Annotated in this window: 15 protein-coding genes and 5 pseudogenes; 15 read left to right on the forward strand and 5 right to left on the reverse strand. The window is 45.2% G+C overall.

Annotated elements, in window-relative coordinates; all coding sequences use genetic code 11:
* Window positions 1-22 precede the first annotated feature (22 nt).
* The 3 genes and pseudogenes from PTE_RS03825 to PTE_RS27425 all read left to right on the forward strand — a co-directional run.
* Window positions 23-424: a DcrB-related protein gene (locus tag PTE_RS03825; protein ID WP_245218986.1), complete on the forward strand. Its 402-nt coding sequence runs from the start codon at window positions 23-25 to the stop codon at window positions 422-424.
* Window positions 425-882: 458 nt separating this feature from the next.
* Window positions 883-1,068 carry a hypothetical protein gene (locus PTE_RS27420; RefSeq protein ID WP_245218993.1) on the forward strand — a complete coding sequence of 62 codons (186 nt, stop codon included), beginning with the start codon at window positions 883-885 and terminating at the stop codon, window positions 1,066-1,068.
* Window positions 1,025-1,195: pseudogene (locus tag PTE_RS27425) on the forward strand (PAAR domain-containing protein); the annotation flags it as partial. The gene PTE_RS27420 and the pseudogene PTE_RS27425, both read left to right, overlap by 44 nt.
* On the opposite strand, the gene PTE_RS27430 reads toward PTE_RS27425, so the two are convergent.
* Window positions 1,126-1,353, reverse strand: coding sequence for a hypothetical protein (locus PTE_RS27430; RefSeq protein ID WP_245218994.1), 228 nt, complete (start codon window positions 1,351-1,353; stop codon window positions 1,126-1,128). The pseudogene PTE_RS27425 and the gene PTE_RS27430 overlap by 70 nt on opposite strands.
* Window positions 1,354-1,483: 130 nt before the next feature.
* On the opposite strand from PTE_RS27430, the gene PTE_RS03830 reads away from it, so the two are divergent.
* From PTE_RS03830 to PTE_RS03875, 12 genes and pseudogenes are all read left to right on the forward strand, one after another.
* Window positions 1,484-5,113 (forward strand): RHS repeat-associated core domain-containing protein, encoded by a 3,630-nt coding sequence (locus tag PTE_RS03830; RefSeq protein WP_245218989.1) that lies wholly within the window; start codon window positions 1,484-1,486, stop codon window positions 5,111-5,113.
* On the forward strand, window positions 5,110-5,439 hold the full coding sequence (locus PTE_RS03835) for a hypothetical protein (RefSeq protein ID WP_036843280.1): 330 nt from the start codon (window positions 5,110-5,112) through the stop codon (window positions 5,437-5,439). The genes PTE_RS03830 and PTE_RS03835 overlap by 4 nt, the downstream gene beginning before the upstream one ends.
* Before the next feature lie 64 nt (window positions 5,440-5,503).
* A pseudogene (locus tag PTE_RS27125) lies at window positions 5,504-5,663 on the forward strand (RHS repeat-associated core domain-containing protein); the annotation flags it as partial.
* The gene (locus PTE_RS26240) at window positions 5,651-6,037 is read left to right on the forward strand and encodes an HNH/endonuclease VII fold putative polymorphic toxin (RefSeq protein ID WP_422615310.1); all 387 of its coding nucleotides are present in this window, start codon (window positions 5,651-5,653) and stop codon (window positions 6,035-6,037) included. The pseudogene PTE_RS27125 and the gene PTE_RS26240, both read left to right, overlap by 13 nt.
* Before the next feature lie 2 nt (window positions 6,038-6,039).
* Window positions 6,040-6,432: an Imm50 family immunity protein gene (locus PTE_RS03845; protein ID WP_036843283.1), complete on the forward strand. Its 393-nt coding sequence runs from the start codon at window positions 6,040-6,042 to the stop codon at window positions 6,430-6,432.
* A gap of 76 nt (window positions 6,433-6,508) precedes the next feature.
* Window positions 6,509-7,159, forward strand: a pseudogene (locus PTE_RS25930) (RHS repeat-associated core domain-containing protein); the annotation flags it as partial.
* A 4-nt stretch (window positions 7,160-7,163) separates the two neighbouring features.
* Window positions 7,164-7,373, forward strand: a complete 210-nt coding sequence (locus PTE_RS03855; RefSeq protein ID WP_036843285.1) for a hypothetical protein — start codon at window positions 7,164-7,166, stop codon at window positions 7,371-7,373.
* 126 nt (window positions 7,374-7,499) lie between these two features.
* Window positions 7,500-7,685: pseudogene (locus PTE_RS27130) on the forward strand (RHS repeat-associated core domain-containing protein); the annotation flags it as partial.
* Entirely contained in the window at window positions 7,671-8,147 is a 477-nt protein-coding gene (locus PTE_RS03860) for a hypothetical protein (protein WP_422615311.1), read from the forward strand. The pseudogene PTE_RS27130 and the gene PTE_RS03860, both read left to right, overlap by 15 nt.
* A gap of 3 nt (window positions 8,148-8,150) precedes the next feature.
* The gene (locus PTE_RS03865) at window positions 8,151-8,465 is read left to right on the forward strand and encodes a hypothetical protein (protein WP_036843287.1); all 315 of its coding nucleotides are present in this window, start codon (window positions 8,151-8,153) and stop codon (window positions 8,463-8,465) included.
* A gap of 147 nt (window positions 8,466-8,612) precedes the next feature.
* Window positions 8,613-8,798: pseudogene (locus tag PTE_RS27135) on the forward strand (RHS repeat-associated core domain-containing protein); the annotation flags it as partial.
* A gap of 431 nt (window positions 8,799-9,229) precedes the next feature.
* Window positions 9,230-9,469, forward strand: a complete 240-nt coding sequence (locus PTE_RS03875) for a hypothetical protein (protein ID WP_036843288.1) — start codon at window positions 9,230-9,232, stop codon at window positions 9,467-9,469.
* 1,223 nt (window positions 9,470-10,692) lie between these two features.
* Here PTE_RS03875 and PTE_RS03885 read toward each other — a convergent pair.
* The 4 genes from PTE_RS03885 to PTE_RS03900 form a co-directional block, all read right to left on the reverse strand.
* Window positions 10,693-11,871, reverse strand: a complete 1,179-nt coding sequence (locus PTE_RS03885) for a MalY/PatB family protein (protein WP_036843292.1) — start codon at window positions 11,869-11,871, stop codon at window positions 10,693-10,695.
* Window positions 11,858-13,312 carry a Na+/H+ antiporter NhaC gene (nhaC, locus tag PTE_RS03890; RefSeq protein WP_036843293.1) on the reverse strand — a complete coding sequence of 485 codons (1,455 nt, stop codon included), beginning with the start codon at window positions 13,310-13,312 and terminating at the stop codon, window positions 11,858-11,860. The genes PTE_RS03885 and nhaC overlap by 14 nt, the downstream gene beginning before the upstream one ends.
* 159 nt (window positions 13,313-13,471) lie before the next feature.
* Entirely contained in the window at window positions 13,472-14,473 is a 1,002-nt protein-coding gene (locus PTE_RS03895; RefSeq protein WP_036843295.1) for a LacI family DNA-binding transcriptional regulator, read from the reverse strand.
* A 256-nt stretch (window positions 14,474-14,729) separates the two neighbouring features.
* A complete protein-coding gene (locus PTE_RS03900) occupies window positions 14,730-15,401 on the reverse strand; it encodes a helix-turn-helix transcriptional regulator (RefSeq protein WP_036843296.1) in 672 nt (223 codons plus the stop codon).
* Window positions 15,402-15,711: the final 310 nt, after the last annotated feature.

Consider the following 15,711-nt stretch of genomic DNA (forward strand, 5'->3'; position numbering starts at 1 on the left):
TTAAGATGATCAGGACCCCACCATGACCCAGGAAACCCGCTTCATCCCGTTTCACTTCAATGCCGGCACAGTGAAGGTGCCCCACGACTGGCAGGATGTCAGCCTGTTAGTCCTCAGCAGCGACGGGGATCACCACGGCAGCAGCTTCACCCTGTCCCGCGATACCCTGCCCTGGGGACTCGATTTTACCCAGTTTGCTGAACGGGAAATCCACTCACTCGGCCAGACACTGAAAAACTATCAGGCCATCGCTCAGGAAACCGGCGAGCTGAACGGCATCACCACCGTCACCTCAGAGTTCACCTGGACTTCGCCCCAGGGCCCGCTGCATCAACTGATGCTGCTGCTGCATCAGCCGGAACAGAAATTAATCCTGACCACCAAATGGCCGGGACCAAAACGCCGGCCCAGCGTGAACAGATGAAGGCCATGATGACCTCATTTCAACCTCGTCCCCACGACAGTGAATAACAGCCGGGAGTGAGTCACCATGAGTTTATTGATGATGGCCTGGCTGGGGGCCGGGGCCGCGCAACGCGCCCACCCCACCGGTGCCGACAGGCAGGGCAACACCCCGCCACAAACCGAAAGCACGTCGTCTGCCGATACCGTGCTCAACTATCTGGAAGGTGAGGATTTTCAATACCATTCGCTGGCGGTGGCGGGCATCTACACCGTCTCTATCGGGGGGGCGCCCGCGTTACTCCCGCTGACCGCCGGGGTGGCGGCCGGAAAACTGGGCGCTCACATTGGCAATGAAGTCGGCACGACGGTGACCCACGGGATTATGTCCTTACTCGGCCAGCATACCATTGCCACCGAAGGCCATGCACCCGCCCGGAAAGGGGATGTAATCGCCCATCAGAACAAAAGCGCCGCATTGTGGGGCGCGCTGGGCGGGGTTTTGCTGGGGGCACTGGCCGCCGTCGCCATCGGGGCGTTAACGGTGGCGACCGGGGGGCTGGCGTTAGCAGTAGCCGCCGGTGCCGCCGCGGGACTCGTCGGGGGCTATGTTGGCGGGCTGATGAGCGGCGTGGGGGCGGCACTCGGGCAGTACGGCGCCAATAAGGGCACGATTACCGGGGGCTCACCGAATGTCTTCTTTGCCGGCCAGCCGGTGGCCCGTCAGGGGGATGAAATTGTGTGCAGCGACCACCCCGGCCCGCTGGTGATTGCTGAAGGGGCGAAAACCGTGTTTGCCAACGGCAAACCGATTGCCCGCTTAGGCCACCGCACCACCTGTGACGCCAATATCAACAGTGGCGCCGCCTCCATTGCCGTGACCCCCGAAACCGGTAATGCCCTGATTATCCTGACAGAAAGCAACAAAGACCTGCGCTGGCTGGTTGCCATTGCCGGCGCGCTCCCGCTCCCGCTGGGCAGAAAAGGCCACGCCGGGAAAGTGAAATCGGGGGCAGAGCCCACCCCCTCGGTGAAAAAAACCGGCAAGGCCACCGAGACGACGCCCAGCGCCAGTGACCCGGTGGATGTGGCGACCGGCGACTTCTTACAAATCTGGCCGGTGCTCGCCCTGCCGGGGCTGTTGCCGCTGGCACTGAACCGGGTGTATCGCTCGACCGCGCACTTTTCCGGTCTGTTCGGCCCCAAATGGGCGGACGACTGGTCACAACACCTGAGACGGGACGGTGAAGAAACCCATTTCACCGACGCGGAAGGCGTGATTTACACCTTCCACACCCCGGATGAAAACGTTTTCTCGGTCAACCTGTATGCCGGTCATTATCTGCTGTACGGGCAACTGAGCGGGGAACTGCACCTGTTTAACCGCCGCACGCAGCACATCCTGAGTTTTGCTCAGAGACAGGGTGATAAACGCTGCCTGTCCACCATAGCAGACCGCAACGGCAACCGGACCGTGTTTCGTTACGATGAGACCGGGCGTCTGGCGGATATCGTCCATGCCGACAGCGCTGAACTGGTGCTGCACTATGAACATCAGCAACTGACCGCCATTGACTGGCGGCATCAGGGGCAGTGCCAGCGGCTGGTGACGTGTCGCTACGATAGTCAGGGTTACCTGGCGGAATGTGAGTCGTTTCAGTTTAACCACCTGTGGCATGAATACAGCCCGCCGGGCTACATGACCCGCTGGCATGACACCGATAAAACCGATGTGGCCCTGCATTATGACCATCGGGGCCGGATAACGGCGCTCACCACCCCGCAAGGCTACTGGCAGGACCGTTTTGACTATGATGATGCCCACCGGGCGACCACCTATTTTGATGCCGAAGGCGGGTGTACCCGCTACGAATATAACGCTGACGGGCTGGTGACCCGGGAAGTTAACCCGCTCGGCCATGAAACCCTGACCCAATGGGACTTTGGCCACAAAATAGCGGAAACCGACCCGCTGGGCCGGACCACCACCTGTGAATACAGCCCGTACGGGGAACTGATGCTGTTCACGGCCCCGACGGGAGACAGCACCGTTTACCACTACGATGAATACGGTCAGCTAACCCGGCTCACACAACCGGATGGAAAACGCTGGCGATTTCACTATAACGACCGGGGTAATCTGGATGCGGTCACTGACCCGCAGGGCCGGCTGGAAGAGTCCCGGTACGGGGAGCACGGTGAAATCCTGCGCCATGTCCTGCCGGATGGCCGCCGCTGGCATTACCACTATGAACAGCAGCAATTAAGTGAAGTGATTGCCCCGAACGGTGACGCCACCCAACTGGCTGCCGACGGACTGGGCCGCCTCCTGAGCGTCACCGATGCCCTGAATCAGCAGACCCGCTATCACCACAGTGCCTTTCATGCCAGCCCGATGGGCAGTGTCAGTGAAATTCACTTACCCGACGGGGTTCGCCAGACGATTGATTATGACCGTGAACGGCGCGTGTCAGCGGTGACCGATGGTGCCGGGCGCACCACCCGGTATACCTATGATGCCTTTGACCTGTTGAGCGGCGTCACCCGCCCGGATGGCACCACACTCACCTTTGCCTACGACAAACTGACCCGCCTGACCGCGGTGACTAACGCCACCGGCGAGACTTACCGTTACACCCGTGACCTGGCCGGGCGGATTATCAGCGAAACCGATTTTACCGGGCGCACGATTCAGTATCAGTACGATAACGCCGGACGCCGCATTACTGCCCGTTACCCGAACAGGCAATTATTACGCTGGTGTTACACCCCGGAAAACCGCCTCACCCGGCAGGAAGTCTGGCAGGAAGACGATGCACAGTGTCAACGGGTCTCGGTCACGGAATATGACTATAACGCCACCGGCCAGCTTATCCGCGCCACCAACCCGGATGCGGTGGTGGCATTTGAATACGATGGATCTGGCAACCTGACAGCCGAGACGATTAACGGCCGGACCGTGCGCCACCAGTGGGATACCCTGAGTGGCTTACCTGTTTGCCGTCAGGCGGACACCCTGCCGGACCTGCACTGGGACTATGGGCCACTCGGTCAGGTCACCCGTTTTGGGTTGGCTGGTCACGCACCGCTGCATATTCACTATGACGGCCTGGGACAGGAAACCGTGCGCAGCAGTGACGCCGGTTTTATTCAGGCGCAATATCACACCCCAACCGGGCTGCTGGCCCATCAGGCCGCCGGGCGCAGCTCTGCGCTGTTCAGACAGGTGTTGCAGGAAGCCGACCCGCAGCATCCGCCGTTCGGCAGTGAAGTAAACCGTCACTGGTACTACACACAGGCGCACACTGTTGAGTGTATAAAAGACAGCCGCTGGGAGGAAACCCGTTACGGGTATAACGCCAACGACCAGGTGGTGGCGGCCATCTTTAGCGGCACTTACCGGGCACGGGAAGAGCAGTTCATTTATGACGCTAACCAGAATATCGGTCACTACCAGCGGATACCGGAAGAGCTGGGGGAGCCGGTCCGTCAGGAATACCAGGAATATCAGGCCGGGCAGATGGCCCGTCGGGGAGATAATGCGTTCAGTTATGATGAAAATGGCCGGCGGGTGGAAAAAACCGTGCATAAATACGGTTACCGGTCAAGGACGTTCTGTTACCACTGGGATGCGCATAACCAGCTGACGGAATTTATCACCCCGGAAGGGACCCGCTGGCGTTATCGCTATGATGCCTTTGGCCGGCGTATCAGTAAACGCAAGGAAGTGGACAGCACGCTGGAAGCCACTAACCTGAAACGGTGGCTTGACGGGCTGCCGGACCTGGAACCGAAACCGACAGCGATTATCGGTTACGATTACCTGTGGAGTGGTGACCAGCTGATAGAAGAGACGCCGGTGTATGCCGACGGCACGGTGGGATATGAGCAGAGTATTCACTGGCTGTATGAGCCGGGAAAACTGACTCCCTCGGCGCGTTATGAACAGGGGCAGCTGCATTATGTGGTCAGTGACCATCAGGGAACGGTGCGGGAAATATGCACAGAAGAAGGAAAAGTGGCGTGGGCGGGCAGGCTGTTCACCTGGGGTGAACCGGAGTTCTGGACCGTCTCAGCCCGGAAAGAGGAAACCGTCAGCTGCAATCTTCGGTTTTGTGGGCAATATGAAGATGAAGAAAGTGGTTTATTTTATAATCGGTTCCGGTATTATTCGCCGGAGACTGGGCAGTATCTCTCGCCTGACCCTTTGGGGTTAGCGGGAGGTGTTAATCCTTACGGTTATGTGTCTAATCCGGTGAGTTTTGTTGATCCGTTTGGGTTATCTAAGTGTCCTTCTATAGTTGAAAGTGCTAGAGCACGTCAGGCACGAATGTTAGAAGATGATGTTGGATATAACATAAGCCCTAAAAGTTGGGATCAATATCCTTCAATAGGAAGAGATGGTACTTTTATCACTGATAAAAAAGGTGCTCTTAAATATTTTGAAAGAGTACAAAGCGGGGAAACGACTATTTCTAAGTCTACTGTTGCAAGAATAGAACGAGATATGGGGTTAAATCTGGGATCCCTAAAAGATGGATTTAATATTCGGAAAATTGAAGGTATAACTAATATGCAACCCCGTAGTCCTCTGAGTGGTAATGATTATTTTCTTGGGCCTGGTCAGCATTTGCCGGGAGGAGCACCTGAAATGGTCATAAACTCAGTACCTACTTCAACTCCAGTCATGTTGAGAGTAAATGTGTTATGAATAAAATGCCAGATAACTCCATTATTGTTGTAGATATGGCAGGAAATACCTTGAGACTCAGAGTTTCTGGGGATAAATTAGTTAATAAAATGAAGTTATTATGCTTTTCTTTGTCAGATGAGTTTATGGAGTTATCCATAGATAATGAAGATGATAAGCTAAAAATAATCAAAACGTTAATTAATGAAGATGCTCTCTTTCTATACGGGAATGGTTGGTATCCATCAGAAGTAATGGAATATTATAAAGAGAAAGGAATTAAACTAGAAAAATATAAAATCATATATTGGACTGATCAGAAAAATTATTATATAGAAGAGAGATAATTAATATTTATGATAAATGAATTGACAGCCGGAAAGATACCTGTAATCTTCCGGCCTGTTTAATAAAAGTGAGTTATACCATAACCGTTTTCGGTATTATGGGCTGAAAACTGAGCAGTACTTGACTCCCGATCCTATTGGGCTGGAAGGGGGTCTGAACCTGTATGCTTACGTTCATAATCCGGTGTCGTGGATTGACCCGCTGGGGTTGGTGGGGTGTCCGGGGGCTAAACCAAACTATCAGGGAGTCAGTCGAAAAGATGCTCTCAGGGCAGCTAAAAGAGATGCTGAGATACCGATGAATCAGCATCCAGATAAAATTAGCCATGTAAAAATGACAGATATGAATGGACGAAATATCTTGGATTCTAATCATAAACCAATTGAAACTCGGGAATATCATTTCACTAAGCCTGATAATTATAAAATTGTAATACAGGAGCATTCAGCCGGACATATATATGGTCCTCCAGGAATACCTGGAAATCAGGGAGCTCACTTTAATGTAAGATCATTTGATCCAAAAGATGGTAATGCTGCAAGAAATGGTAAAGTTCCAGGTACATCTGAACATTATGAATTTCCAAGGAGGCTATAATTATGTGGTTCGATAATGCTATACATAAAGAGAAGATTAAGTTCATGTTTAATAATGAATTTTCCCTTGATTGCGTTGAGCTGGAAAATTTTCTTTTTTATACATATTCTTCATTAAGAGTTGTTTTTCATAATAAAAACATACCAAAAATTTTTCCTAATAAATGGATTAATAACGAATTTAATTCATTAACTCTAGTATTAGATTTCGGTAATATTATTCATTTTGAATGTAAAGGGAATAATCTTGGTTTTGAATGCTCACCAATTATTGAGTCTATAGAAGGCAAAACTTCTTTAATTATAATAAATAATGATTTTTATCTTCATTGTATCTCTGAGTTTTTGACAATTGATGATATCACTCCTTATTTAGATCAACGTTGGATTAAATAATAAATAAAGCCGGAAAGATCCCCGAAATTTTCCGGCTCTGTTCTGCTTGACTCTCAATGAAGGGCAGAATCTGGCCTGCAATCATCGGTTCTGCGGGCAATATGAAGGTGAAGAAAGTGGTTTATTTTATAATCGGTTTAGGTATTATTCGCCGGAGACCGGGCAGTACCTGTTGCCTGATCCTTTGGGGTTAGCGGGAGGCGTTAATCCTTATGGTTATGTGTCTAATCCGGTGAGTTTTGTTGATCCGTTCGGGTTGGTGGGTTGTTCGGGGGCTAAACCGAATCCACAATCTAAACCTGATTTTTATGTTGGGCCTGCGGGACCAAGTGTAACGATGCCTTCTACAGCGTACCGATATATGAATAGTGAAAGTCCATATGCTGCTCAAACGATAGCAAGTAAATCTGCACCGTTAAGTTATTTCGGCTATACGAAATATAAAACCGGTCATGAAGCCAGAGATGCTTATCAAATATTTTATGAAAAAGGTAATCCAGACTCTTGGAGTAACGCGAGATTGCGCGGTGAATTTGATACGCTGCAACTTTATAAAAACGGTGTTCCCCAGGTGAAAGTTCCTCTTGCTAGTGGAGGCAAAGGACCTAGCTACGAGTTATTTACCAGTGCATATCCACAATATGGTAAAGGAGGGGCATTACAATTATTACCTGTTGAAAAAGGGTATTCTGTTAGCTTTGATAAAATAAGAATTATTCCGGAGTAATTTTATGACAAATGATGAATTAAGAAAGAACCTTAAGTATCTTATCGACAAGTATATTCTTAGTGATGAGGACAAAAAAGAGTTGTATGTTTACCTTTCAAGAGAAGATATTCCAGTTAAAGGTATACTTGCAGATTTTAATAAATATAAGATAAGAACAGTTGATCAAGCTGATGGAGATCTGATCAAAGATATTTATTTCCATTATTGTTAACTAAAATAAGCCAGAAGATTTTTCGTGATCTTCCGGCTCTTTTACACTTTATTGTGGTGTATATCTGCAATTGACTAAGAAGCATAGGAATGTAAGCATCCGGTAATTAACGCTTGCATCTACTTTCGATTCTGTGGGCAGTATAAAGATGAAGAAAGTGGTTTATTTTATAATCGGTTTAGGTATTATTCGCCGGAGACTGGGCAGTACCTGTCGCCTGATCCTTTGGGGTTAGCGGGAGGCGTTAATCCTTATGGTTATGTGCCTAATCCGGTGAGTTTTGTTGATCCGTTGGGGTTGGCGGCAAGTCCGGGGGCTGCACCTAAATATGAATATGATATGGTAAACAATCCAGGGCCATTAGCTCAGACGCTCAATCCTCGTCACGCACCTGCTGCTAACTTTGCCGGAGGTAAATACAATTCCAAAATATTAAACGAAGATCTTATCCTATATCGAGGGGGAAATGGAGGAGGCAAACGTAATGCTCTAGGTCAATGGTTTACTGAATCACCACCGATATCTGTTGCTCATGTAAGGATAGATGCGGCAGTGAAACCGCAATGGTTTAATGAGGTTGGTGTGTTAACAGGAAAATCTCCTATAAACGCCGTGTATAAAGTAAAAATACCTAAAGGAACCACTATTTTTGAAGGACCAGTAGGCTACCAAGGAGGTGTGTATTTAGGGGGACAGGGTAAACTGCAAATATTTGTTAAAGAACCTTGGAATATAAAAGGAATTTCAGTATTAGAAGATTGGCCACTGAGGTGATGTATGAACTTTATTGAGAAAGCTGAAAAATTACTAATTCTTTTCACTTCATTACGGAAAATCATGTACAACGATGGTGAAAAAAATTGGATAAGAGGAATAGAAAACATTATCGCTTTATTAACACCTCCAGATTATGGCGGAATAGAAAATGCAGAAATTGCTATTAAAGAAGTTGACTATACATATAGCTCTATGTTGAGGGGTAACGGTAGCTTCTCTGACTATTTTATTTGGCGAGATGATTTTGATGAACGAGTTAAAGCTAATGAGGAATTTGATAGAATCAAAAATGAAATCGGGGATATGTTGTATTAATTAAAATATTTTGGCCCGCATTAAGCCGGAAAGCTCCCCATGATCTTCCTGCTTTTTTACACTTTATCGTGGTGTATCGCAGTTGACCAAGGTGTGCTGGAACATAAGCACCGGTAATTAACTCTTGCTTCTACTATTCGATTTCCCTTTTGCGGGCAGTATGAAGATGAAGAAAGTGGTTTATTTTATAATCGGTTCCGGTATTATTCGCCGGAGACCGGGCAGTACCTGTCGCCTGATCCTTTGGGGTTAGCGGGAGGCGTTAATCCTTACGGTTACGTGCCTAATCCGGTGAGTTTTGTTGATCCATTGGGGTTAGTAGCTTGTCCGGTAATAAAACAGCGTGTTCTGGATAATATTGCAGCGAGTAAAGCAGCCAGAGAATCATCAAGTTTTGGTAAAAATATAGTTCAAACTCCATATGGCCCAGCTATTCAATCTAATGCTGCAACTGCGTTAGCGGCAAGAGGTAAAGTTGAGAATGGAGCTACGCTTTATCGCATAGGAGCAACGGGTAGAAGTGAGGCTGTTGGAGCACAATTTTGGGCACTGGAACATCCATATAATCCAGGTTATGCAAATAAATATGGAATACCTCAAGAAAACATTACTAGGAGCAACTTTATTATGACAGGAGAATTAAAACCCGGAGCTAATTTTATTACTCGTTCTGCTCCTAGTATTGGGAAGAATTTAGGGGGAGGTATTGAAGTTGTAGTACCGCCAAATGCTGTTAATATAAAAACATTTAGTATATTTTAAATATGAAATATGATATTTACGCACAATCAAAAATATTAGCTATCTTGATGAAAGATAACGGAATGTTGAATATATCTCAAGACATTACCAGTTCTATTGAATATAGTTCAACCGCTACCGAAATCTTAATGAAAATTAGATTTATTTTGAAAAAAATAGATATGAATGACAAAAGATTTAGTGTTGATGAAATTAATTTAATTAAAGAAATTTTAAATGAGATAAATAAGAACTTGAAGTAATTTGTCTATTAAATAAGGTCGGAAAATCCAAAAGATCTTTCGGCCTTCTGTGGGCAGTATGAAGATGAAGAAAGTGGTTTATTTTATAAAAATGATAGTTAATTGTATTTAATCTAAAATCATTAATCGCAAATTGAAAAGAAATCACATGTAAAAGAATATTATCCGAATAGATAGGTATTAAAGAGTTTTCTCACCGGTTATTTAACAGAATCAATAAAGATAAAATGAATATGATCGGCGTTCATTAAACGTAATCCAATGATGATTAAACTTAACAAAAAATCAGAGGTAAAAAGGGTAAAAAACAGTTAAAAATTTATACCGATTAAAACCATCAGTTAAAAAATAACTTTTAATAATCATTTAAATCCTGTCCATCATAAAACACAAGGCGTGATTGACTTTGTTTACCTTGTTATGTTTAATTTATTTATCCGAAACTCTATATTCTATTTGTTTTACATTTACCTAATCTACCATAATCATTTAAAATCCAGAATGTTGGCGTATTAAAGCTTTTATATCAAGGACAGATTTAATTCAATAAAGGCCACTTTTTAGAAGGAACAGTTAATTACATTTAATCGAAAATCATTAACCTTCTAATCGCAAGTTGAAAAGAATCCACACGTAAAAGAATACTCTCCGAATAAATGGGTATTAAAGCGCTTTCTCACCAATTATTTAACAGCATCAGTAAAGATAAAGTGAATATAATCCGCGTTCATTAAACGCAATCCAATGATGATTAAACTTAATAAAAATCCGATATTAAAAATGGTTAAACCTTTATACCGATTAAAACCATCAGTTAAAAAAATGACTTTTAATAACCATTTAAATCCTACCCATAATAAAACACAAGGCATGATTGACTTTGTTTACCCTGTTCTATTTGATTTATTTATCCGCGATTTTATACTCTATTTATTTTACATTTACCTTATCTGCCTAATCATTTAAAAGGCGCGAATGCCGAAAATATTAAATTTTTTATATCAAAGTAGATTTAACCCAATAAATGCAACTTTTCAGAGTACAGTTGATGGTATTTAATCGAAAATTATTAATCATTACGAGCGCATTCGCGGCTGATATTGATCTGGGCACAAAAGAATACAGCCGGATAAGCGCGGTTTGGTGATATATTGCGCTACTTATCCGGCTTTTTGCCATTATCTCGCCATTATCGGATGCCGATATAATATTGTATTTTTATTTTACGGTGTTAATTGAATTAAACCGGTGATCACCTTTTCAAGATACTGACGAGGGCAACCTAAATTTATCCGGATAAACCCTTTTCCCCTATCACCAAAATTCCGTCCCATTGAAACGGCTATTTTCGCTTTCTGTAACAATGCCGACTGGAGAGCATCGTCATCCAGACCTAAAGCGCGACAATCTAACCAAGCCAGGTATGTGCCTTCGGCTTTGGTCATTCGGCACCAAGGGACAGTATGCGCGATTGCTTGCTCCAACCAGCGGCGGTTCTCTGCCAGGTGATGTTGTAGCTCGTCAAACCATAGACTTCCATGTTGATATGCTGCTGTGGCCGCAGTCATCGATAGTGAGTTAAATACATCTAATCCGTGGGCGTTTAATCGATCATTAAAGGCACGCCGAAGGTCGGGATCTGGAATGAGAAAGTTCGATATGCGAAGTGATGAGAGTCCAAATGTTTTACTTGCTGAGGTGGCGGCAATGATGTTGCTATGCCATTCGTTCCCCAGATGCAGTACCGAGGTGAATGTTTTCCCAGGTAAAATCAAATCAGCCCAAATTTCATCAGAAATTACCGTGACACCGTACTTTTTACAGAGCGTCAATAGCCGGGCCAACTCGTCGCGATCCCAGCATCGGCCAGTAGGATTGTGTGGGTTACATAACAGGAGCAAAGGCGGTCTGTGTTGCTCCAACATCTGCTCTAAATGATCATAGTCAATTTGATAACCGTCCGGATTTTCAAGGAGGGGATTTTCAACCACCACCCTGTCGTTCATGGTGATGATTTTGGCGAATGAGCCATAGTAGGGTCCTTGTATCACGACGCCTTCACCCGGTTTACTCAGCATCTGGATCAGTAAAGCCAGCCCAGGTATGACACCTTCTATTGACGTGAACCAATCCCGGCATAAGGTCAACTGATGACGTTTTGAAAACCAGTCTATTGCTGCCTGGTAATAGTTATCGTCGCGTTCGCTATAACCGAAAATGCCGTGGTTGACTCGAGTGTGTAGCGCTTGCTGGATTTTTTCCGAACATTGGAAATCGAAATCAGAAATCCACATTGGCAGAAGATCAGTTTGGTTCAATTGCAGGTAACGATCTAAAAAGTCCCATTTAACAGAGCCCGTATTGTGGCGATCGATGATTTGATTGAAATCATGCGGTTTCATGTTGGCTTTCCTTATTCTTCAGGGAATGTTCCGGTGCGACTCTTGCAATACCGAAACCAGTAAAGCCATAAATGAGTGCAAAAAAGACGGCGGCGTAGCACTGGATAGCCCAGGGCAGCAGCTCAAGCGTACTGACACCCAGAGTCGTCGCCATGTAAATGCCTGCGGCAGTCCATGGGATGAGTGGCTCAATGACGGTACAGGCATCTTCTATTGTCCGTGACAGATTTTTATTATCCAGGCCCATGCGGCGATAGGCACCTTTAAAGAGTTCTGCCGGGATGAGGAGAGCCAGTTTTCCGTCACAGGTGGCACCGGTCACAAGGATGGTTGTGGCTACGGTTGCCGCTATAAGTTGCCCGGTTGTGTGAACAGCTTGCAGAAGCCGGTTAATGATGAGGGTCAGGGCACCTGTGAGCGCCAAAGTACCGGCAAACGAGAAGGCACAAAATACCAGCAGGATGGTGCTCATCATTGAGAACATGCCACCGCGATTGAGCAGACGTGGGACGTCGCTAACGACTCCAGTGATGTTGTGCCCCTGCTCAGAGAACATTGAGAGATTGAAGCCATCTATCAACGCATTAAGGCCTTGTTTAAGTGTAAATCCCTGAAGACCTATGCCGATCGCAATAGCCAATGCACATGCGGCCAACATAACGGGTATCACCGGACGTTTTGTTATTGCACCCCACAAAACCAGTATCGGTGGCAAAATCAGTAATAAATTGAAGTGATACAGGCTTTCAAGAGATTGAATGATGTCTGTGACTTTTTCAGGTGTTGCTACGCTACCTACCGAGCCTGTGTGACCAGCGATAAGATAGACAATCGCCGCTAAAATAAAGCTTGGGATAGTGGTATACATCAGGTGTTGAATATGGCTGTAGAGATCGGTGTCGGTGACGATGGCAGCGAAGTTAGTTGAGTCAGATAGCGGTGAAATTTTATCGCCGAAATATGCACCTGAAACAACCGCACCTGCGGCGGCAGCCAAAGGCACATCAAGACCTGTCGCTACCCCCATCAGGGCAACACCAACCGTTCCGGTTGCCCCCCACGATGTGCCGGTGCAGATTGAGATAACGCTCGTGATAAAGAAGGCGGTAATGAGTATATATTGCGGGTTAATCAGTTTTAACCCCCAGTAAACCATGTAAGGTATGGTTCCGCTGATCATCCAGGTTCCGATAAGTCCCCCGACGCAAATCAGTATTATGATCACCGGCATTGCTTTGGTTAGCTTTGCCACAATGGAATCAATAATGTCATTCCAGCGATAGCCTTGCCAATACGCTAAGGCCGCCGCTATTCCTGCTGATATGAGTAATAAGGATTCAATGCGCAGTCCCAGTTGACCATAGCCAATAATCAGAAGTAAGAGCATTGCTATGATCGGCAATATAGCGAGTCCCAGATTAAGCTTCTTTTTGTCGTCCATTTAAAATCCCTGCTCCGGATATGTTATTGAGACAGAATAATAAAGTTGTTTCGAATGGAATGTGAGAGATGTGACTTGTCCATGTAATCGGTTTCATGAGGTGTGAAAATGCGATCTGTGTATCGTTTTTTACGCTTGTTTTGTCTGTGATGCTTTTCTTTATCCTATGGAAAAAACGGAATCTCTGATCACGAGTTCGGCTGAGAACATATTCATTTGTGGGGCGGGTTCTTCCTGGGCATTGAGTTGTAACGCCAGATTCGCCGCCCGTCGTGCCATCCTCTCTATTGGGTAGTGTACAGTCGTTAAAGAGGGGTAGAGATATCGTGCCGGAACAATATCATCAAACCCAATAATCGACAGTTGTTCCGGTAAGTTGATTTTCCGTTGATGCAGGGCTCGCATTATGCCGGCAGCCATAACATCGTTGAATGTCACTGCGGCAGTAAAGTTGATGCCGCTGTTCAAGAGCTTTTCTGCTGCCAGTTCTCCGCCTTTTTCGTCAAATGGAGCGCTGATAACCCAATTGCCAGGTACGGTGATACCCGCATGAGTCATTGCAGAATAATATCCCTCCAGGCGGAGTTTTCTATCATCAATAGGCAGGTCTGTCGTTACATAGGCGATTTTTCGATGACCATTTTGGATAAGGTAGTGAGTAGCAGCCTGCGAAGCGCTAACATTATCTAACCAGATGCATCGGTTGGCGATTGCAGGGAAATATCGATTAATCATGACTAAGGCTGGCGTATGCGCTGCATAACGCAATATGTCTGTATCACTCATTCGAGTGGTATGTGCCACTATCGCTTCGCACCCTTGATTGATTAAAAAATCTAAGGCGGATTTCTCGAGTTCAGCCTGATGCCCACCACTGCAAACCATCAGTTTTACCCCTTTCTTGCGGGCAATTTCTTCAACTCCACGTGCTAAACGGGAAAAAAAAGGATCAGCCAGGTTACCGGTGAGTAAGCCCAACATATCCCCGCATCTTTTTGCCAGGGCAAGCGCAGCAGGATTTCGGTGGTAGTTGAATTCCCGCATGGCTTTTTCGACACGTTCACGAGTACCCGGTTCGACGTAAGCTGTGTTATTGATGACTCGGCTTACGGTGGCCACGGATACTCCAGCTTGATGTGCTACGTCTTTCATTGTAGCCATATTCCTTTCCTCAGTAGTTTATGTGATCAATGACAAATGTGACGTGGAGGGATCATAGCCTAATTTATTCAGATTATCATGAAAGGATTGATATACGTCATTGCAAGCAAGTAACATGAATCGGACTTATTTGAATAATCTTTGATGAATGGTTTAGTCATAATTGGCATGTATTGAACACGACCCGTTCTCCCTGTCACTTAATCAGGGAAAGCTGATTAAATGGCAGGGTGTGTAGGGGGGCAGGCATTATCTTTTATAGCAAAAAATGGCCTGTAGCTTGAAAGTATTTGGGGGGAACATAGAGATCATAATTATTTTCTTTGCAAAATAACCTCAATTCAGTCATTGATCCAATGGATAATTTATCATAGATGATTTTAAAATATTTTTCTAAGCTACGGCATGAAACCTTGATTTCATTGGCGATAAATTTATTGCTGACGCCACGGCAGAATAGAAAAATGATTATCCACTCTTTCGCCGTCAAGATATTATTAGGCAGCTTAGGTCTAACAGAGGCAGATGAGTCATTTTTAATGTAATTGTATAGCGAAAAATGATTTATGTCTTTCATATGACCAATTATCCCCATGCATTGATTATTTTCATCCATTAATGGGTATTTGTCACAAAAATAGTATTTAAGTTTTGGACCATTATCGGGCAGATAAATCCCAATAGATGATACTTTTTGCATAGACTGTAAAACCTTACGGTCATGTTCTTCAAAAAGGTGAGCAAAATTACTAAACGGTGTAGATAATTCTTTATTATTATATCCTATAACATTAAAATTTTCAGGTAATTTGTTTACTTTAATAAACACTGGATTTGCATATATGAAACGGAATTCTTTATCTTTTACAAACCATGATTCATGACTTTTATCCCACATATTTGTTAACTGAGGGGTAATTTGACTCATATGTGACCTTAAAAAATTTGAATATAAATAAAAAAACATTCCAGTAATGAACAAAGACAGTAATTCGTTCTAGAGTGAGCTATCCCATAATCAGAAGTCATCGCATTGCTATGATTGTCAGTATGTCTGGTGCCAGATTAGTCATCCATTTTATTTAACATCCAGTTTCACATGGGTTATTGCAATAAGATAATGAATTTGTTTCGAATGGAATGTGATGAGTGTTACTTATTCATGTAATCGGTTTCATGAGGTATAAAAATGTGACTTATGCATCAATTTTTTATCTTGTTTTATGTATGAAGTTCTT

Source organism: Photorhabdus khanii NC19, assembly GCF_000517265.1.
GTDB classification, from domain to species: domain Bacteria; phylum Pseudomonadota; class Gammaproteobacteria; order Enterobacterales; family Enterobacteriaceae; genus Photorhabdus; species Photorhabdus khanii.

Excerpts from the sequence above, each read along its gene's own strand:
- PTE_RS03825 (WP_245218986.1), top strand. The coding sequence starts at position 23 with ATGACCCAGGAAACCCGCTTCATCCCGTTTCACTTCAATGCCGGCACA.
- PTE_RS27430 (WP_245218994.1), bottom strand. The coding sequence starts at position 1,353 with ATGGCAACCAGCCAGCGCAGGTCTTTGTTGCTTTCTGTCAGGATAATC.
- PTE_RS03835 (WP_036843280.1), top strand. The coding sequence starts at position 5,110 with ATGAATAAAATGCCAGATAACTCCATTATTGTTGTAGATATGGCAGGA.
- PTE_RS03845 (WP_036843283.1), top strand. The coding sequence starts at position 6,040 with ATGTGGTTCGATAATGCTATACATAAAGAGAAGATTAAGTTCATGTTT.
- PTE_RS03855 (WP_036843285.1), top strand. The coding sequence starts at position 7,164 with ATGACAAATGATGAATTAAGAAAGAACCTTAAGTATCTTATCGACAAG.
- PTE_RS03865 (WP_036843287.1), top strand. The coding sequence starts at position 8,151 with ATGAACTTTATTGAGAAAGCTGAAAAATTACTAATTCTTTTCACTTCA.
- PTE_RS03875 (WP_036843288.1), top strand. The coding sequence starts at position 9,230 with ATGAAATATGATATTTACGCACAATCAAAAATATTAGCTATCTTGATG.
- PTE_RS03885 (WP_036843292.1), bottom strand. The coding sequence starts at position 11,871 with ATGAAACCGCATGATTTCAATCAAATCATCGATCGCCACAATACGGGC.
- nhaC (WP_036843293.1), bottom strand. The coding sequence starts at position 13,312 with ATGGACGACAAAAAGAAGCTTAATCTGGGACTCGCTATATTGCCGATC.
- PTE_RS03895 (WP_036843295.1), bottom strand. The coding sequence starts at position 14,473 with ATGGCTACAATGAAAGACGTAGCACATCAAGCTGGAGTATCCGTGGCC.
- PTE_RS03900 (WP_036843296.1), bottom strand. The coding sequence starts at position 15,401 with ATGAGTCAAATTACCCCTCAGTTAACAAATATGTGGGATAAAAGTCAT.